This is a genomic window from Selenomonas ruminantium AC2024, from assembly GCF_000687995.1.
Lineage (GTDB): Bacteria > Bacillota > Negativicutes > Selenomonadales > Selenomonadaceae > Selenomonas_A > Selenomonas_A ruminantium_B.
In genome coordinates this window covers 1,238,287-1,256,357 of the sequence record NZ_JIAC01000001.1, presented here as the reverse complement: position 1 = coordinate 1,256,357, position 18,071 = coordinate 1,238,287, and the positions used below count along the sequence as shown (strand labels likewise).

General features: G+C 49.5%; 19 protein-coding genes. 1 reads left to right on the top strand and 18 read right to left on the bottom strand.

What is annotated here, in order from left to right; translation table 11 throughout:
- Positions 1–134: 134 nt before the first annotated feature.
- The 11 genes from rfbD to P157_RS0105780 all read right to left on the bottom strand — a co-directional run bounded on the left by rfbD (position 135) and on the right by P157_RS0105780 (position 9,916).
- Positions 135–998 carry a dTDP-4-dehydrorhamnose reductase gene (gene rfbD / locus P157_RS0105830; protein ID WP_026760177.1) on the bottom strand — a complete coding sequence of 288 codons (864 nt, stop codon included), beginning with the start codon at positions 996–998 and terminating at the stop codon, positions 135–137.
- A gap of 202 nt (positions 999–1,200) precedes the next feature.
- Positions 1,201–1,599, bottom strand: coding sequence for a type II toxin-antitoxin system death-on-curing family toxin (locus tag P157_RS0105825; protein WP_026760176.1), 399 nt, complete (start codon positions 1,597–1,599; stop codon positions 1,201–1,203).
- Complete coding sequence (locus P157_RS0105820; RefSeq protein WP_230578447.1) at positions 1,596–1,844, bottom strand: type II toxin-antitoxin system Phd/YefM family antitoxin; 249 nt, start codon at positions 1,842–1,844, stop codon at positions 1,596–1,598. Before P157_RS0105820 ends, P157_RS0105825 begins: the two co-directional genes overlap by 4 nt.
- Positions 1,845–1,930: 86 nt before the next feature.
- Positions 1,931–3,229 carry a tRNA (N(6)-L-threonylcarbamoyladenosine(37)-C(2))-methylthiotransferase MtaB gene (mtaB, locus tag P157_RS0105815; RefSeq protein ID WP_026760174.1) on the bottom strand — a complete coding sequence of 433 codons (1,299 nt, stop codon included), beginning with the start codon at positions 3,227–3,229 and terminating at the stop codon, positions 1,931–1,933.
- A gap of 71 nt (positions 3,230–3,300) precedes the next feature.
- Positions 3,301–4,041: a 16S rRNA (uracil(1498)-N(3))-methyltransferase gene (locus tag P157_RS0105810; protein ID WP_026760173.1), complete on the bottom strand. Its 741-nt coding sequence runs from the start codon at positions 4,039–4,041 to the stop codon at positions 3,301–3,303.
- A complete protein-coding gene (prmA, locus tag P157_RS0105805) occupies positions 4,038–4,988 on the bottom strand; it encodes a 50S ribosomal protein L11 methyltransferase (RefSeq protein WP_026760172.1) in 951 nt (316 codons plus the stop codon). Before prmA ends, P157_RS0105810 begins: the two co-directional genes overlap by 4 nt.
- A gap of 88 nt (positions 4,989–5,076) precedes the next feature.
- Positions 5,077–5,922, bottom strand: a complete 846-nt coding sequence (gene fliB, locus P157_RS0105800; protein ID WP_026760171.1) for a flagellin lysine-N-methylase — start codon at positions 5,920–5,922, stop codon at positions 5,077–5,079.
- A gap of 117 nt (positions 5,923–6,039) precedes the next feature.
- Positions 6,040–6,366: a hypothetical protein gene (locus P157_RS0105795; protein WP_026760170.1), complete on the bottom strand. Its 327-nt coding sequence runs from the start codon at positions 6,364–6,366 to the stop codon at positions 6,040–6,042.
- Between the two features lie 114 nt (positions 6,367–6,480).
- Complete coding sequence (locus tag P157_RS14865) at positions 6,481–8,640, bottom strand: SpoIIE family protein phosphatase (RefSeq protein WP_080695388.1); 2,160 nt, start codon at positions 8,638–8,640, stop codon at positions 6,481–6,483.
- Positions 8,641–8,870: 230 nt separating this feature from the next.
- A complete protein-coding gene (locus P157_RS13960) occupies positions 8,871–9,200 on the bottom strand; it encodes an STAS domain-containing protein (protein ID WP_051598517.1) in 330 nt (109 codons plus the stop codon).
- 53 nt (positions 9,201–9,253) lie between these two features.
- Positions 9,254–9,916 carry a hypothetical protein gene (locus P157_RS0105780; RefSeq protein ID WP_026760169.1) on the bottom strand — a complete coding sequence of 221 codons (663 nt, stop codon included), beginning with the start codon at positions 9,914–9,916 and terminating at the stop codon, positions 9,254–9,256.
- A gap of 246 nt (positions 9,917–10,162) precedes the next feature.
- Here P157_RS0105780 and P157_RS0105775 point away from each other — a divergent pair, with 246 nt between their 5' ends.
- Positions 10,163–10,414: a hypothetical protein gene (locus tag P157_RS0105775; RefSeq protein ID WP_026760168.1), complete on the top strand. Its 252-nt coding sequence runs from the start codon at positions 10,163–10,165 to the stop codon at positions 10,412–10,414.
- Between the two features lie 118 nt (positions 10,415–10,532).
- On the opposite strand, the gene dnaJ is transcribed toward P157_RS0105775, so the two are convergent.
- The 7 genes from dnaJ to P157_RS0105740 form a co-directional block, all read right to left on the bottom strand.
- Positions 10,533–11,699 (bottom strand): molecular chaperone DnaJ, encoded by a 1,167-nt coding sequence (gene dnaJ, locus P157_RS0105770; protein ID WP_026760167.1) that lies wholly within the window; start codon positions 11,697–11,699, stop codon positions 10,533–10,535.
- Between the two features lie 64 nt (positions 11,700–11,763).
- Complete coding sequence (dnaK, locus tag P157_RS0105765) at positions 11,764–13,626, bottom strand: molecular chaperone DnaK (protein ID WP_026760166.1); 1,863 nt, start codon at positions 13,624–13,626, stop codon at positions 11,764–11,766.
- 32 nt (positions 13,627–13,658) lie between these two features.
- Positions 13,659–14,264, bottom strand: coding sequence for a nucleotide exchange factor GrpE (gene grpE / locus P157_RS0105760; RefSeq protein WP_177166173.1), 606 nt, complete (start codon positions 14,262–14,264; stop codon positions 13,659–13,661).
- A 61-nt stretch (positions 14,265–14,325) separates the two neighbouring features.
- Positions 14,326–15,369 (bottom strand): heat-inducible transcriptional repressor HrcA, encoded by a 1,044-nt coding sequence (gene hrcA, locus P157_RS0105755; RefSeq protein WP_026760164.1) that lies wholly within the window; start codon positions 15,367–15,369, stop codon positions 14,326–14,328.
- 114 nt (positions 15,370–15,483) lie between these two features.
- Complete coding sequence (locus P157_RS0105750) at positions 15,484–16,140, bottom strand: potassium channel family protein (RefSeq protein ID WP_026760163.1); 657 nt, start codon at positions 16,138–16,140, stop codon at positions 15,484–15,486.
- 13 nt (positions 16,141–16,153) lie between these two features.
- The gene (locus tag P157_RS0105745; protein ID WP_037368159.1) at positions 16,154–17,536 is read right to left on the bottom strand and encodes a TrkH family potassium uptake protein; all 1,383 of its coding nucleotides are present in this window, start codon (positions 17,534–17,536) and stop codon (positions 16,154–16,156) included.
- A gap of 103 nt (positions 17,537–17,639) precedes the next feature.
- On the bottom strand, positions 17,640–18,014 hold the full coding sequence (locus P157_RS0105740; protein ID WP_026760161.1) for a RidA family protein: 375 nt from the start codon (positions 18,012–18,014) through the stop codon (positions 17,640–17,642).
- Positions 18,015–18,071 lie beyond the last annotated feature (57 nt).

Here is an 18,071-nt window from a genome sequence, read left to right as displayed (position 1 = left end):
CTCTCTACCGGCTTGCACCTGCCCCGGCTCGCTAAAGATTTCTTTCAGAGGTTACTGTCTTCATCAACGCATTTACACATTAACAGGTCATAGTTTATCATAAATTCCACACAAATACAACGGCAATTTGCAAATTATGCCAAATTGGCAGCTTCACTCTGCAATTCGATAAGGTATCTGCCCACGGCATCCTGCCAGCGCGGCAATGGCTTAAAGCCAGCTTCGACCAGCGCCGCCTTGCTCATGCGGGAATTTTTCGGCCGCACGGCCTTGGTCGGATAAGCCGAAGAATCCACCGGCGTAACTGTAACGTCCCTGCCCGCCTGACGGAAAACTTCTGCGGCAAACTCAGCCCAGGAGCAAAAACCTTCATTGGTCGCATGATAGACACCGTATTTTTCCGTAGCTGCCATATCAGCCAGCAGCACCGCCAAATCCCGCGTGTATGTGGGCGAACCAATCTGGTCGCCGACCACGGTGAGTTCCTTGTGGGTCTTAGCAAGGTTCAGCATCGTGCGGATAAAATTCTTGCCGTTAATACCGAACACCCAAGAAATGCGGACGATAAAATATTTCTGCAAGAGTTCCTGCACAGCCTGTTCGCCGAGCAACTTCGACTTGCCGTAAACATTCTGCGGCCCCTTGCTGTCAGCAGGTTCATAAGGTTCTTCCCCATCCCCGGGAAAGACATAATCCGTGCTGATATAAATCATCTTGGCACCGATTTCAGCACAAGCCTTCGCAATATGCCGCGTGCCTTCGGCATTGACCGCCATACACTTTTCCTGTTCATCTTCCGCCTTATCCACCGCCGTATAAGCCGCACCATGCAGCACCACATCCGGCGCATATTCCTTGATATATTTTTCCACAGCCGCACCATCGGTCAGAGAAAAATCCTTGCTCGACACCCCCTGCACCTCAACGCCACGGCACTTGAACTCATTGACACAATCATGCCCTAACTGACCAGTCACCCCTGTGACCAAAACCTTCATTAAGAACATCCTCTCCATTTATATCAAATAATAATTTTCTCAATGTTAGTCATAATTCTACACAAACGGGCAAACTCCTGCAAATTTTACCGCTTTACGGATAAAAAGATGGAGCAACTCCACGACGCAAAAAAGAGCAGAGATTTATGTGTTCTCTGCTCCTTGACTATATAACTTCTAAAACACAACAGCCGAACGCCTGCTAATCCTGCTGTACATCAGTAAGATTGCTGTGTGCCTTTACCCAATCCAACAGTTCCTCGTATCCTATATCTCCAGAAGCAAGCGCAAGAATCTCGTCAGACAGCTCCTTTTGCGTGTATTCCAGCTCAATATCGTTGATTGCCAGAAAAACTAGCATCGTCATCGTTCCTATGCGCTTGTTGCCGTCTATGAAAGCATGGTTCATCACCAAACCATAGCAAAGCCTTGCCGCTTTCTGCTCAACAGTTGGATAGAGTTCTGAACCGCTGAAACTTTGATAAGGTTGAGCCAAGGCTGAATCAAACATTCCTTCATCCCTAAAGCCAAAGGAACCGCCTGTTTCTTCGATGCAACGCTGATGGATAGCCAGAATTTGTTCTTTGGTTAATATTTTCATTTAGCAAGCACCTTCAGTGCTTCCATGTTCTTATGCATCAGGCGCTCCGTTACAGCCATGACCTCTTCATCAGAGGCGACAGCTTCTTCTTCCACCTGCTTATATTCAATCAGGACATACTTAGGGGCGTTGTTTTTCATGATCACGACAGAGCCACTGGCATCTACCATGTGGGCAATCTTGGAAAAATTCTGGTTAGCTTCGGTCATCGAGACCATGTTTGCAGTATTAACCATCATCGTCATTCGCTCCCTTCTAAAGTTTCTGTTAGGTATAATATATCCTATTTTTTCAAAAGATGCAAGGTATTATCAGCCACCGGGCGTCTTGGTTAATGCGATGTCAACGTCCCCCAAACACCATCTTTATACAACTTCTGCAGCTCAACGGTATAAATTTCCCCGCAAGTCACTTCATCATCCGTATAAACGCGGATATAGTTATCCGTCAGTCCATCGGTTATGCCCTCGGTGTTGGTTTCAAAGAGTACCCGCATGGTCTTGCCCAAAAAGCTCTTATGGAACTCCTCGGTCTTGCGGGCCGCCAGTTCCTGCATGCGGTGCGCACGTTCCTTTTTCACCGTTTCCTGAATCTGGTCCTTGCGCTCTGCCGCCGGCGTGCCGCTGCGCTTAGAATACGGGAACACATGCATGCGGGAGAAGTTCATCTTCTCCACAAATTCCAGTCCCCGGGCAAACTGTTCTTCCGTTTCCCCCGGAAAGCCCACGATAATATCTGTGGACACGGCCACGCCCGGCACTTCCCGCTCCACTTGCTCAATCAGGCGGCCAAACTCTGCCGTGTCGTAATGGCGGTTCATATCCTTGAGCACTTCATCGGAACCTGCCTGCAAGGGCAGATGCAGATGCGCACAGAAACGCTCATCCTCGCGAATAAGGGCAAATAAATCCGGTGACAGTTCAATAGACTCCAAAGAACCCAGACGCAGGCGCTTTAAGCCCTCCACCTTGAGCACTTCCCGGCAGGCATCAGCCAGCGTAATCTCGCCGCCCAAATCCTTGCCATAAGCGCCCAAATGAATGCCCGTCAGCACGATTTCCTTAAAGCCGGCATCCACGAGTTTCTTGGCTTCGCTGTGAATCTTATCCAAATGCCGCGACTTCACGGGGCCGCGGGCATAGGGAATGATGCAGTAGGAGCAGAAATTCTGACAGCCGTCCTCAATCTTGAGGAATGCACGGGTGCGCTGAGGCATATCGTAGATGGGAATATCCTCGAACTCATGCGCCTCCATGATATTGCCCACTTCGTCCAATATACCGTCTTCACGCGCCGCCTGTTCCACGTATTCCACAATCTTACTGCGTTCCTTCGTGCCCAGGACCACGCGCACGCCTTCAATGGCCTTGATTTCTTCGGGGTGAACCTGCGAATAGCAGCCGCATACGGCGATGATTGCCTTATCATTGGTACGCTGTGCACGGCGGATAATCTGCCGGGACTTTCTATCACCCAGACTCGTCACCGAGCAGGTATTTATCACATAAAAGTCTGCCTTTTCCTCGAAGGGTACGATATCGTAGCCGCTTTTCTTGAACAGACCTTCCATGGTTTCCGTTTCAAACTGATTGACCTTGCAGCCCAAGGTCGTAAGTGCCACCTTTGGCAATATACTTCTTCCTTTCTTTAATAAGCCTTCCCCTATGGGGAAGGTGCCGAACGCAGTGAGGCGGATGAGGTTCAGCGACCACCCAAGTCTCCATTTTCATACTGCGCTATTGTTACTGCGGCAATAGCTGCGGTTTCCGCCCGCAGGATTCTGGGGCCTAAAGTCACCGCCTTACCGCCTGCTTCCTGCACCGCTTGCGCCTCATCGAGCGTAAAACCGCCTTCAGGGCCGATAAGCAATACCAGCCGCTTGCCTTTGGCTCCCTGCAAGCATGATTTTACCGTATAATCCTCTTCATTTTCGTAACAAAAGACAATTTCCGTATCTTCGCCGCTAAAATTCTGGAGCAAAGTTGACATGTCAACAATGGCAGAAACCTCGGTCAAAGCCGTGCGGCCACACTGCTTAGCTGCTTCTTCGGCAATCTTCTGCCAGCGCTGCTGACGAGCCGCCGCTTTTTTCGCATCATAGCGCACCACGCAGTTATGGCTTTTGACGGGGACGATTTCCGTTACGCCAAGCTCTACCGCCTTCTGCACCACATAGTCCATCTTGTCAGCCTTTAAGAGGCACTGTGCAAGCACCAGTTCCAAAGGAGATTCGGTATTGGCCGCGAGGCGTTCTTTCAAGACCAGCGTCACCGCATCTTCCCGAAAGGCGGTCATTTCCATGCGTGCTACACTGCCTTCATCATCTACCACCGTGACTTCCTGCCCGGCCTTAGCCCGCATCACATGCATGAGGTGATGGGCATCACTGCCAGTTATCTCGATGGTGTCGGCAAGCAGCCCTTTGTAAAACAGCCGTCTCATTTATTTTCTCCCCGGCTGATGGTCATGGCCACCCAGCCTTTTTCTTCCGTCACCTTATCCACGACAAAGCCATGGGCCAGGCAGGCTTCCGTCACATCGGCCAGACGCTCGGAGATAATGCCCGATGCCAGCAGGCGGCCGCCTTCGGCCAAATGTTCATCGAGTTCATCAAAGAGCATGATGATGATATCGGCGATAATGTTGGCCACGATTAAGTCCGCCTTGCCGTCAAAGGATTTCAAGATATCGCTGACGCCAGTCTTGACCACATCTTCCACGCCGTTCTGACGGATATTTTCCGCCGCTACATCCACGGCTACCTTGTCGTAGTCCATCGCGGTAACATCCGTGGCGCCAAGTTTAGCGGCGGCAATCGAGAGCACGCCGGAACCCGTACCCACATCAAAAATCCGCATGCCGCCCTTGACAAGCGTTTCCAATTCCCGCAGGCACATTGCCGTAGTCGGATGAGTGCCGGTACCAAAAGCCGAACCGGGGTCAAGCTCAATCACGATATCGTCAGGGCTGGCTTCGTAATCTTCCCAGGTCGGCTTAATGACCAGCATACCGCCCACCTTTTCCGGATGGAAATAAGCCTTCCAATTATCCGCCCAATCCTCATCACGGACGGTATTCCAGGAAATCGTGCAGGGGCCCTTTTCCATATCATCATCCGTCATGGATTTGAAGTCCTTAATCCGCAGTTCAAAGGTGCGCAGCTTGTCATCCAAATCCTCGTCCACAGGCAGATAAGCCTTTACCGTCACGATACTGGTGTCTTCCGCCCGCTCAATGCCGGAAAAATCCCACTGGCCCGCATCGATATAATCGTTCAAAAGCTCCGGGTCTTCAATAACCACACCGGATGCGCCCAGGTCATGATAAATTTCTGCCACCACATCCGTGGCCTCATGGGTAGTCTGAATACTGACTTCCGCCCACTGCATGTACATCGCTCCTTTATATTTTCAGCAATTATCTAATTATATAAGCTTACTCCACCGCCGTCAATCATTTGGGCAAACTCTATAGGCATCAAGCCAGCGACTCCAAAAGGATTTTGACATTTTCCGTGCTATACTCAATCTGCTCAGACCAACGGCGTATTGACTCGTCAAGTTGACCGGTCAATTGACATGTCAAATAGATAAAATCGGCGTTCATCTGTGCATAGGAAAGCACCGTCCCCCAGCCGTACTGCGGTACATGCTCCAGCGCACGATACAGAATATATTGATAGATACGGTCAAAAACCTGCGGAACTTCACCACCAGCCACAAACGGTGCAGCGCGCAACTGCTCCATCTGTGCCGTCCATGCCGCATCAATCGGCTCGGTCTTTTGCATGCAGGCCAGCACAAAATCTGCATCCTCGGCCGTCATACCTGCCTGATAACATAAATCCTCATCACTTGCCGGCAGTGCCAGGCATTGCAATAATTCATGCAGCGACAGTTTCTCGCCGTTTTCTGTCCGAAAACTCAGTGGCGCAGTATCTGCCAATAATAATTCACAGCTTTTTTCACAGCTAAGTCCCACACCAGCCAGCTCATAATCGCCCACCGTCACAAAGAATCGCGGATGATTCGTGCAAATATCACAAAGGATGGACTCATCAGCCCTGCGGATAAGTTCACAGAGTCCATCCTTGCACAGGAACGGACAGCGCTCCTCCGTCCCCAGACGAAACTGCCAGACGCCATCATTCTCAACGATATTTTGCCGGATTTTCTCGCCAAGCGCGCCCTCAAGCTGCTGATATTTTGCCGCCGTTGCCGCATCAATATCAATTTCCCAGCCAGCACAGCAGGTATGCTGACATTTATCGGCCTTGCAGCAGAAAGCCTCATAAAAATCAGGATATATTGTTGTTGAAAGCAAACCAACACTCCTCTTATATACACAGATAAAGATACGCTATATTATAGCATATTTCTCCGCAACATTTTTAGCCCAGGCGGACGAAGCGTGCACCTGGGCTTTTTTACCTATTATCTTTTACTTAAGATTATTTTCTTTGTCGAAGTTCTTCCAGAATTCTTCACGGCTGATTTTCTGACCCTGCTTGTTGACGTAAATAGTCGGGGTGTCTAAATCTGGAATGGGATTGCCCTGTGGGTCATAACCGCTGATAGCATTGGCTTTGTATCCGGTGTACCCCAGAGATTTCATTACCGCTTCAACCTCTTGCCCTTCCTTGATAAGACCACGTTTCATAAGCTCGAATCCATCTTCCAGAGCCTCTTGGAATGAACCGCCTGCCACATTATCAAGCTGTGCGTCGTCCATCTTGCTCATTTTCTTCAATTCTGCTAACGTTGTCATTTGTGATTACTCCCTTCTTTTTTAACCGTTTCCCTGCCATCCGTGCAGGTTTTTCTTCTTTCTATTCTTTATATCCATGAACTCAAAAATTGTGTGGTGAGTCATGGAAAAAATTTAATTTTTTTTGGCATCTCCATAAGTGATTGCCAACATGGTGATATCATCGGACTGTTCCGCATCTCCAACAAATTTCCCCAAATCCGCCCAGACACAGCCCAAAAGCTCCTGCATAGAACGAGCCTTACCTGCTGCTTCACTATTTAGGAAGTCCGCCAGCTTATCCATCGAATACATCCTGCGTTCTTTATTTTCCGCCTCGGTTACGCCATCCGTATAAAGGAAAATGACATCCCCTTTGGTAAGTTGCACTTCATCACTAGCATATTGCCAATCTTCCATCACAGCAAAAGCAAAATTCCGTTTCATGCGCAATGGCTTGAAAACATTGCCATCCTGCTGCTGGCGTAACAACGGCGGATTATGGCCAGCATTCACGAAACGTAACAGGCCAGAACTTAAGTCAAGGACACCGAGGAATACCGTGACAAAAAATGTTTGGTCGTTATTTTCGCACAGGCGTTCATTGGCCTTTATCACGGCTTTTTCGAGTTCATCAGGATTTTCCATGGATAACAAACAAAGTTTCAGGCAGTTCTTCGCTGCAGCCATAAATAGTGCCGCTGGAATGCCCTTGCCGGACACATCAGCAATTACAAAAGCCAAATGATTTTCATCCAGCATATAAAAATCATAAAAATCCCCACCCACGGTTTTGGCTGGCACCATGGATGCGAACATATCGAAGCGACCACCGCCCAAAGTGAAATCGTTGGGCAGCATGCTGAACTGGATTTGCGATGCTACATTCAGCTCCGTAGCAATACGCTCCTTATCAGCTGTGATTTTGGTAAGATTGGCAATATACTCCTGCAGTTCATGCGTCATGGTATTAAAGGAGTTCGCCAACAGCTCAATTTCATCGCCAGTATGAACATCAATCTTCTTTTCCAAATTACCCTTTGCTATTTCCTGTACACCAGTTGTCAGTTTATGAATGGGCCGTACAAACTTCTTTGCTAGTACATGGCTAAGGATTAGCAAGAGCACCAATACCACCAGCAAAGCAGCTGCCAGTATCAGATTGAAGTGATGATAGGACGCATCCACGTTGGTTTGAAAATCCTTCAGCATATTCAGGAACATTTCTCGTATACCATCAGCCTGATTATGCACCACATCAATCGGTGTAAGTATGCCTAAGCTCCAGCCAATGGTTTTCATGGGAGCAAACGCGAGGTAATAGGGAATCCCATTTACTTCGACATAACGTACGCCACTTTTTTTATCGACCATCTCAGTGGCAGCTTTGGCCATAGTGCCGGACAGGGCTTTGCGAATATCATTGCCAGTGGATACAGTGAGGTCACCATTTTCATGTGAGGAAACAACCACCTCACCCTTGTCGGTCAATACAAAACAGGGATAGGGATTGACGGCTGGATTCATCAGCACATCATGCCAGACATCCAAATACATGCCAAATCCCAAAACTCCGGCAAAGCCATTGTCATCATAGTAAGGCGCACCACAGGTAATACAGGGCTTTCCTGTCACATAGTCCGTATACACATCGCTGAACACTAACTTATCTGCCTTCTTGGCCGCCAGATACCATGTACGCTCCCGTGCTTCAAAGATATGAGTTCCATCCATCTCATCACTCGGGCCGTCATCAGGCATGATATCGACCGTGAGAAAATAGCCATGCTCCGAAGCCGCATAGACCGACACCCGGTGCGGTTTGTAGGTTAACGCAATGTTCACCATTTCATCCTGTATCGTCGAAGCAATCCCTATTTCATGCCGCAAGGCCTTGTCCTGGGCAATTTCTTCGTTGCTATAAAGGATATAAGCCTGGCCGCTCAAAATTTTATCTTTCAGCGGGTCAGCGATAGTTCTCTCGTTGTAATACTCCGGATGCTTAGAAATCCTCGTCATGCTTTTGGATAAAACCTTAACATCATTGACGACATCAATAATCAGGTCATCAGCCTGATGAGCCTGTGACGCAGCCAATCGCAGCAAAGTATCTTTTCCCTGACTTTCCGAACTCTGCCATAGTTCAGTTGCTGTTGTTTTGGAAAAATCATTGACCAGCTGCGCCGTAGACTCCTGAATGGCATCATGCGTAAGCAGTGTTATCCCCGTATATATAAGGAAACTTAGACCTATCCCCAATAACATCAGGAGTAATATACGAATTTGTATCTTCATGATAACTCCTCTTTTAGCTAAAACAATTGCTCAGCACGCTTTCCTTATTTAGGGATAATTCTCCACTATGGCTGACAAATCCTTTAATTGACTTTTTCCTGTCAGTGTATACATCCGATTGTCGTGAAGTATCTCGTCTGACCAAGATAGCAAAAGGCACTGTGAAAATGTGGACTATAAATTAATCACACATTTCACAGTGCCTGCTACTGTATTAATCTTTACTTGTTTTATGGCAACTGCTCAGTTGTAGCATAAATGTCAACTAATATATCCATATTAGAATCTTTCAGCATATCCTGTACAAATCCCCTCACACCACACAGCGCAAAGGATTTCTTGACCGCTTTTGCTTGTTTAATCAATCGGAACATTGCACGCAAGCCAGCACTTGAAATGTATTCCAGCCCTGTAAGGTCAAGCGCCAGTTTACTATTCTCTGCCAGCAGCTTTTCCCCTTGCCTGCCTGTTTCATCGGCGTTCATTCTATCCAAACGCCCGCTGATAGATAAGATGACCCAACTGCCTTCCTCTCTGACATCCCAATTCATATTCTCCATAATCTACTCCTTTAATCAGCAACGGATGAAAATCTGTCACATTCCTACAGAAATTATTCATTTTTAATTTTATCGCCTAAATCATCAAAGAACTTTTTGCTGATGCGGCCAAAGATTCCCTGCTGGCCATGGTCTGAACTGTCACGCTTACGCAGTTCGTCCCGGCTCATAACCTTCTTGCCCGTCTTGGCATCATACACATCAAAACGAACGCGAACCGTGGATGTCGGTACGGTGCGAGCTGGATGATAGACTGGCACCGTGTAATCATATCTTTCCTCATGCCAGGTTCCATCCGACCATTTTACTTTACGGGTGGAAGTACGCGTTTCCCAAGAAGTATAGGCATCAATAACATAGGAATCATTATGCCATTTCAGCATCTCCGCCATAACATAGATATCCGCGCCCTCCAGCGGACTGCCGGGCGAAATTGCAACAGTCTTGTCAGCTCTAATCATCTTATACGGCGGGCGGGCTGCTGTTTTAAGGTATTCCTCCAGCATGACCGCCTCAATCAAATCGTTGTCGATTTCTGACTTGTCAACTACGACCACGTCATAAACAATGGCCTTCTTCACCCGCGTAAAATCATAGTGTTCATCCACCCAGTTAATCTTCTCTGCACTGGCCGCCAGCGGATAAGCCATGAGCAAACACAGAACAAGCAACCACCGCCAAGATTGAACAACATGCTTAGACATTTCCTTTACCATCTTCAGCCCCCCTCGCAAATTTCTTATCATAATTTCTTATCATATAGTATTTATCGTACAAATGCGCGTACAACTTAAATGTTTATAACACAATTCAGGTCATTCTCTATCTGGTACATGATGGATGCGCATATACAAAGAATTTTGACCCTTGAAATTGTAATATGATGGTGTAATAAACGTATATATAGACAAAGGTGATAAGGTCAAAAATAACTAAGCACATGAGATAAGGGGGGTATGAGCATGTCAAAGAAGGTCGAATTAAACGAAATGGAACTGGAAAAAGCTTCCGGCGGTAATATTATTAAAGATATCACAAATTTCGTTGAAGATGTGGTCGACGAGGTATCGAAAAATATACTTGGGCTAGACACAAAAGAATTCGCGAAAGTTTATGATAAAACAAATTATGGCGGAGATGACAAAGATGATAGCAGCAAACCAGCATCGTCGATATCACATCAAAACAACAGCATAGCAGATCGTGGCCTGTGAAAAATATCATAAAAAACAAAGAGGTTTGCCGACATAAGTTAGCAAACCTCTTTTTCTTAGACCATAGCGGAGCGCAGGCAGTCACCTGCCCTGCCGCCACGCATCGACCTATCTTGTCTTACTTTTTGAAGAGATTTTTGATGTTATCCAGGAAGCTCTTCTGCTCCGGATTCACCTTATCCCCGCTGATTTCGCCGAACTCTTTAAGAAGTTCCTTCTGGCGCTGGTTGAGGTTCTGCGGCGTGAGCACCTTGATAACCACATGCTCGTCACCGCGTCCATTGCCGCGCAAGTGCGGAATACCGCGCTCACGCAAGCGCAGGATTTTGCCGGACTGCGTGCCGGCAGGTACCTTGACTTCCACCGTACCATCAATGGTCGGCACCTGAACCTTGTCGCCGAGTGCAGCCTGTACAAAGGAAATGGGCACTTCCACGATTACATCATAGCCCTCACGCTGGAAAATCTTATGCGGACGGATAAAGATGTAAACGTAAAGGTCACCATTGCCGCCGCCACGAACGCCAGCTTCACCGCCGCCGCTCACGCGCACGCGGGAACCATTGTCCACGCCTTTCGGGATGTTGACCTTGATTTTCCGCGTAACCTTCTTGCGGCCCGTGCCGTTACAGTTCGAGCAGGGATTCTTGACAATCTTGCCTGTACCATGGCAGCGTCCGCAGGTCGTTTGATTGACCATGCGGCCAAAGGGCGTATTGGCCACAGTCTGGCGAGTACCCGTACCATTACAATCCGGGCAGGTTTCCGGGCTGGTCCCCGGAGCTGCGCCCGTACCATGGCAGTGGTCGCACTGTTCCGTGCGCGGAACAGAAAGTTCCGCTTCCTTGCCAAAGGCTGCTTCTTCAAAGGAAATCTCCAAATCGTAGCGCAGGTCGCTGCCGCGTTCCGGGCCAGGACGGCCGCTGGAACGGCGGCCGCCGCCACCGAAGAACATATCGAAGATATCCCCGAAGCCTTCGCCGCCGCCAAAGCCACCAAAGCCGCCGCCACCGAAACCGCCAAAACCACCGGCTCCACCGCCGCCCATGCCATTTGCGAAGGCATCATGGCCGAACTGGTCATAAGCTGCTTTCTTCTGCGGGTCCTTTAAGACATCATAGGCCTCGTTGACCTCTTTGAACTTTTCTTCAGCAGTTTTCGGGTCGTCACGGTTCAGGTCGGGATGATATTTGCGGGCCATTTTCTTATAAGCCTTTTTGATTTCGGCTTCCGAGGCACCTTTACTAACGCCCAGCACCTCATAATAATCGCGTTTTTCGCTCACGTTGCACCATCCTTAAAAACGATTGGGAGCCATACGGCTCCCAACAATCCATCAAAGCAAATGATTATTTCTTATCGTCTTTGACTTCCGTATATTCGGCATCAACTACATCATCATCAGCCTTAGCCTGCTGCTGAGCACCAGCATTAGCACCTGTATCTGCGCCCGGTGCACCCTGTGCGCCAGCGGCCTGAGCCTGCTGGTATGCTGCGGCGCTCATTTCATAGAGCGGCTTCTGCAGTTCTTCCGTAGCCTTCTTGATGGCATCCGTGTCGCCACCCTTGAGGGCTTCTTTGAGCTTATCAATGCCAGCCTGAACACTTGCAGCCTGCGTTTTATCTGCCTTGTCGCCGAGGTCTTTCAGAGTCTTTTCGGCCTGATATGCAAGGCTTTCGCCCTGGTTCTTAACCTCAACGGCTTCTTTCTGCTTCTTATCTTCAGCTGCATGAGCTTCGGCTTCCTTAACCATACGGTCAATGTCTTCCTTCGTCATGCCGCCATCGGACTGAATCGTAATCTTCTGTTCCTTGCCCGTGCCGAGGTCTTTTGCGGATACATGCACAATACCGTTGGCATCGATATCGAAGGAAACTTCAATCTTAGGAACACCACGCGGTGCAGGAGGAATATCGGAGAGTTCGAAACGGCCGAGCGTCTTGTTGCCGGCAGCCATTTCGCGTTCGCCCTGCAGAACATGGATATCAACGGACGGCTGGTTATCAGCAGCCGTGGAGAATACCTGGCTCTTGTGCGTCGGAATCGTCGTGTTGCGCTCGATAATCTTCGTGCAAACACCGCCGAGGGTTTCGATACCCAGGGACAGCGGCGTAACGTCGAGGAGCAGAACGTCCTTAACTTCGCCGACCAGTACACCGCCCTGAATAGCAGCACCAACGGATACGCATTCATCCGGGTTAACGCCCTTGGAGGGTTCTTTGGCCAGGAACTGACGAATAGCTTCCTGAACAGCCGGGATACGGGAAGAACCACCAACGAGGATAACCTTGCTGATGTCGCTGCCGGAGAGGTCAGCGTCAGCCATAGCCTTGCGGGTCGGTTCCATCGTGCGTTCTACGAGGTCACGGGTCAGTTCATCGAACTTCGCACGGGACAGCGTGAGGTCGAGATGTTTCGGGCCCGTAGCATCAGCCGTGATGAACGGCAGGTTGATGTTCGTCTGGGTCATGCTGGACAGCTCAATCTTAGCTTTTTCGGCAGCTTCCTTGAGGCGCTGAGCAGCCATCTTGTCCTGAGACAGGTCGATGTTGTTTTCCTTCTTGAACTCTTCAACCATCCAGTCCATAACCTTCTGGTCGAAGTCATCACCGCCGAGGAACGTATCGCCGTTCGTAGCGAGAACTTCAAACGTACCGCTGGAGAGTTCGAGGATGGATACATCGAACGTACCACCGCCGAGGTCGAATACGAGAACCGTTTCGTCTTCGTCCTTGTCAAGGCCGTAAGCCAGAGCAGCAGCCGTCGGTTCGTTGATGATACGCAGAACTTCGAGGCCGGCAATCTTACCAGCATCTTTGGTAGCCTGACGCTGGCTGTCGTTGAAGTAAGCCGGAACCGTGATTACAGCCTGGCTGACCGTTTCACCGAGGTATGCTTCCGCGTCAGCTTTGAGCTTCTGCAGAACCATAGCGGAGATTTCCTGCGGGGTGTAATCCTTGCCATCAATGCTGACCTTGTAGTCATTTTCGCCCATGTGGCGTTTGATGGAAGCAATCGTGCGGTCCGGGTTGGACACAGCCTGACGCTTAGCAAGCTGGCCAACGAGACGCTGGCCGTCCTTCGTGAAACCAACAACAGACGGGGTGATACGGCTGCCTTCCGGGTTCGTGATAACGGTCGGTTCGCCGCCTTCCATAACGGATACAACGGAGTTCGTCGTACCTAAGTCAATACCAATAACTTTTGACATGATATATCCTCCTAAAAAACTTCATTAACGAATTAATTAGCAACTACCTGCACCATGCTCGGACGGATTACACGGCCTTTGACCATGTAGCCCTTCTGCAGTTCCTGGGCGATGTCATCATCTTCCATATCTGCATTCTGCACGCGCATAACGGCCTGATGGAAGTTCGGGTCAAATTTCTGACCTTCCACTTCGATATGTTCGAGGCCGTTCTTCTTGAGGATTTCCGTGAACTGCGTGAAAATCATTTCCACGCCCTTCTGGAAAGCCTCACCGTCTTTGGCTTCAGCGGCCATAGCGCGCTCGAAGTTGTCCAAAAGCGGCAGCATATCTTTGAGCATTCCCTGGGTAACCACAGCGGAGAGTTCTTCCTTTTCCTTGCTCGTGCGGCGGCGGAAATTTTCAAAATCCGCCTGCAGGCGCAGGACACGGTCTTCCTTCTCCTTGAGCTCTGCCGTCAATTTTTCAATCTGGGCAGCAGCTTCGTCCTGAGGTTCCTGAGTTTCTTCATTTTCACTTTCTGCGCTTTCGCTGGCTGCTTCTTCTGCCTCATCGGCCTCATCAGCATCGACAGCATTGATTTCCTGCTGCATTTCCTCCAGCTTTTGCTCATCCTTCTTCTTTAATTCATCTTTCATGAATGATGGCAATTCCTTCACCTCTTTCCAAGGTATTTATATTTCGCTCCAATACTGGCAGCTACCAGTGAAAGCGTTTAATAACCTGTGTCAGATTACTGTTCATATACTCCAAGAGGCTCATGGCCTTGGCGTACTCCATGCGGGTCGGCCCCAGCACTGCAATGGTGCCTAACAGCTCGCCATCCAAATGATAGGTTGCTGTGATGATGCTGCTGTCCTTGAAGTGGCTGTCCTCGTTCTCCTGACCGATGGTGACTTCCAAGCCATCACCGATATGGGCTCTGAGGATATCCTTCATGAGTTCTTCTTCTTCAAGGGTCATGAGCATATGCTTGACCTTTTCCACATCATGGTATTCGGGCTGTTCCAGCATCTTAGTCGTACCGCCTAAGTAGAGGCGTTCCTGTTTGCCGGTGTCAAGTGCCCGTTGGATGATGGACAAGGCCGATTCATAAAGGCCTTCGTCACGGATTTCATCCCGGATTTCTGCCAGCGAGTGATGCTCGATTGTCTGCAGTGTATGGCCAGCCAGATTCTTGTTGATAACCGCCGCCATGCGCTGGAAGTCCTCGAACTCTGCTCCTTCCGGCATCTCCATAATCTTGTTTTCGATAAAGCCTGCATCCGTCATCAGCACCGTGATAACCCTGCGACTGTCCAGCGGCAGGAACTGCAGGCAGCGGAACTGGGCCTGTGTCATCTGCGGCGCCAGTACCAACGAAACATTCTTGGTCACCGCCGATATCAGCTTGGCCGTTTCCTCAAAGACCTGGTCAATTCGCTGCACCCTGGTCTTATACCAGCGGTCAATCAGTGCTTTTTCTTCATCGCTTACAGGCTTGGGCGGAATCAGACCGTCCACATAAAAGCGATAGCCCTTGGAGGATGGCACCCGCCCCGATGAGGTGTGCAGATGCTGAAGATACCCCAGCATTTCCAAATCCGCCATCTCGTTGCGGATGGTGGCCGGACTCACCCCCAAATCATGTTTGCGGGCCAGTGCACGGGAGCCTACCGGCTCTGCCGATTCGATGTAATCATCAATAACGGCCTTTAACACCCGCTGCTTGCGCTCATCCAGCTCATACAGCTTACCGGCCATGTGCTCCCTCCTTCTGACTTCTGTTAGCACTCTGAAATGATGAGTGCTAAATTTAAGTCTATAAGAATGATACCGCGAATAAAACAAAAAGTCAAGTGATAAAAAGTCAAAAAATCAAAAGTCCTTTTCCAATTCTGCCAGGGACGATTCCTTGCCGATAATGAAGATGTTATCCCCCTCCGCAAAGCGGTAAGTCGGCGGTGGCGTAACCATGGTTTCATGGCCATGACGAATGGCCACCACGTTGACATTATAGCGTCCCCGCAAATCGGCCTCCAGTAATGTCTTGCCCAAAAGGCCCTTGGGCGTTTTCACATTGATAATCTTGAGACTGCCAGCCAAATCAATATAATCCACCGCATTGTCTGACACCAGATGCATCACTGTGCGGCGGGCCATATCCCGTTCGGAAAAGACTACCTTCGTCGCGCCGAGCCTGCGGGCCATGTCCGCATGACGGTCATCGATGGCTTTGACCAGAATTTCCGGCACATTGCGCTCCTTGCAGAGCATGGTCGCCATCAGGCTGGCTTCGAGATTCTTCGAGGCGATAATCACCGTGTCGAAATGGTCGATGCCCACCTGGTCCATCGCCCGCGCATCGCGCATATCAAAGCTCACCACCTGCGACAAGGATTCTGCCAGCGAGGATACCAGATTTTCATCCATATCCACGCCCAGTACTTCATATCCCATTTCTTCCAGCGTCTGGGCTGCGCTGATGCCAAAGCGCCCGAGTCCCAAAACCGCAAATTGCCGTTTGCTTGCCATAATAATCCCTTCCTTATCCAATCATAATATCTTCTTCCGGATGCTTGATGGTGGATTGCTTCTGCCGGATAAAGGACAGCAGGAAGGTCATAATCCCCACCCTGCCCAACAGCATCGTCAAAGACAGCAGCCCCTTGCCCCAGTCATTCCAGCTAAGAGTTATGCCAATGCCCATGCCGACCGTGCCAAAAGCCGACACCGTTTCAAAAACCACATCTTCGAGGTCATGTACCTCACCATCGATGATGGAAAGCAATATCCCCATGGACACCACCCAAAGCGTACCAATGGTAAAGATGGCAAAAGCCTGATCCCGCAACTCCTTGCTGATGGCCCGGCCAAAGACGGTAAGTTCACTCTCCCCGCGAAAAACCGCCCACACCGACCGCATGATGACGAAAAAAGTCGTTCCCTTGATGCCGCCGCCAGTGGATAGCGGCGATGCACCGATAAACATCAGAATAATCATCACCAACTTGGTAATCTGTGTGCATTGCGCCAAATCAAAGGAGTTAAAGCCCGCCGTCCGGCAGGAAACCGACATAAACGCGGCGTGCGCTATTTGCTGCCCGAGTGGCATTTCCCCGATGGTATGACTATTCCCCGTTTCAATGCCCCAAATCAGGAGCGTACCACCTATAATCAAAATCAATGTACTGACCAGAACAATCTTCGTATGCAGGGAATACTTCCGCCAGCCACCTGCGTGCAGCACATCATACATCACGGTAAAACCTATCCCGCCCAAAATAATGGGCAGGCCAATCCCTGCCATGAGGAATAAATCATCCGGCCGTTTACAAAGACTGTCATAATTGCCAAACAGGTCAAACCCTGCATTGCAAAAAGCCGACACCGCGTGGAAAATTCCATAGCCCACCGCATCAAAGCCAAGTTCAGGGTAAAGATGCCAGGTAAGCAGCAACGCAAAAAATCCCTCCACCACCAGCGTATAGATAATCATGCGTCGAATCAGGCCAAAGAGTCCTGCGCGCCCGCTTTGATTTAAGGATTCCTGCAGGACAAGGCTCTGCTTCAAGCGGAAGCGATAGCCCATGGCATGCGCCGCCATGGTAGCCAAGGTCATAATCCCAAGGCCGCCCACCTGAATCAGCATGAGCATAACGCATTTGCCAAAGAAGCTCAAATCGTTCTTCACGTCCACTACCGTAAGCCCGGTAACGCAGGAAGCCGATGTGGATACGAAAAGCGCATCCATGAACGGCAGGCCCTTGTCGCTCGTGGTGCTGATCGGCAGCATAAGCAGCATCGTCCCTAAACTGATCATCAGCACGAAACTCAGCAAAATGGTCTGGGTCGGCTTTAAGCGGAATTTCTGCTGGGCTTTTACATTTGTGACCTTATGCAGGAAATCTTCTTCCTCATCTTTTATCATCAATATCCTCACTCCCTTGTGAGCGAAAATCTGTCATAACAGCTGACGGCAGGAATCGCTGCCAGAACTTACACCAGCCGCTTCCTACCGTCATGACAATCTATTATTCCATTACTACAATCGCTTCGATTTCGCAAAGTGCCCCAGCCGGCAAGTCCTTCACTGCCACACAGCTGCGGGCCGGCTTGCTGATGAAATGCTTGGCATAAACTTCATTAAAAGCCTTGAAGTCTGCAATCTCTGCCAAAAAGCAGGTGGTCTTTACCACTTTGCTCATATCTGTGCCAGCTTCTTTGAGCACCGCTTCGATATTGCGGCAGCACTGTTCTGCCTGTTCTTCAATGGTCGTGGCCACAATCTTGCCTTCAGCAGGGTTGATGGCAATCTGCCCAGACAGATAGAGCGTATTGCCTGCCTTGATGGCCTGGCTATAGGGGCCTACAGCCGCCGGAGCCTTGTCGGTATGAATAACTTGCATGATGATTCCTCCCTAAAAAAATGGATACGGCACAAACGTACCGTATCCATTTTACCG

Coding starts and splice junctions, on each gene's coding strand:
- P157_RS0105775 (WP_026760168.1), top strand. CDS start 10,163: ATGTCAAAGAAGGTCGAATTAAACGAAATGGAACTGGAAAAAGCTTCC.
- P157_RS0105750 (WP_026760163.1), bottom strand. CDS start 16,140: ATGGCAAGCAAACGGCAATTTGCGGTTTTGGGACTCGGGCGCTTTGGC.
- P157_RS0105780 (WP_026760169.1), bottom strand. CDS start 9,916: ATGGTAAAGGAAATGTCTAAGCATGTTGTTCAATCTTGGCGGTGGTTG.
- rfbD (WP_026760177.1), bottom strand. CDS start 998: ATGAAGGTTTTGGTCACAGGGGTGACTGGTCAGTTAGGGCATGATTGT.
- P157_RS0105825 (WP_026760176.1), bottom strand. CDS start 1,599: ATGAAAATATTAACCAAAGAACAAATTCTGGCTATCCATCAGCGTTGC.
- P157_RS0105820 (WP_230578447.1), bottom strand. CDS start 1,844: ATGACGATGATGGTTAATACTGCAAACATGGTCTCGATGACCGAAGCT.
- P157_RS0105810 (WP_026760173.1), bottom strand. CDS start 4,041: ATGAGACGGCTGTTTTACAAAGGGCTGCTTGCCGACACCATCGAGATA.
- P157_RS0105795 (WP_026760170.1), bottom strand. CDS start 6,366: ATGACAACGTTAGCAGAATTGAAGAAAATGAGCAAGATGGACGACGCA.
- prmA (WP_026760172.1), bottom strand. CDS start 4,988: ATGCAGTGGGCGGAAGTCAGTATTCAGACTACCCATGAGGCCACGGAT.
- dnaK (WP_026760166.1), bottom strand. CDS start 13,626: ATGTCAAAAGTTATTGGTATTGACTTAGGTACGACGAACTCCGTTGTA.
- P157_RS0105740 (WP_026760161.1), bottom strand. CDS start 18,014: ATGCAAGTTATTCATACCGACAAGGCTCCGGCGGCTGTAGGCCCCTAT.
- P157_RS13960 (WP_051598517.1), bottom strand. CDS start 9,200: ATGGAGAATATGAATTGGGATGTCAGAGAGGAAGGCAGTTGGGTCATC.
- P157_RS0105745 (WP_037368159.1), bottom strand. CDS start 17,536: ATGATAAAAGATGAGGAAGAAGATTTCCTGCATAAGGTCACAAATGTA.
- grpE (WP_177166173.1), bottom strand. CDS start 14,264: ATGAAAGATGAATTAAAGAAGAAGGATGAGCAAAAGCTGGAGGAAATG.
- P157_RS14865 (WP_080695388.1), bottom strand. CDS start 8,640: ATGAAGATACAAATTCGTATATTACTCCTGATGTTATTGGGGATAGGT.
- hrcA (WP_026760164.1), bottom strand. CDS start 15,369: ATGGCCGGTAAGCTGTATGAGCTGGATGAGCGCAAGCAGCGGGTGTTA.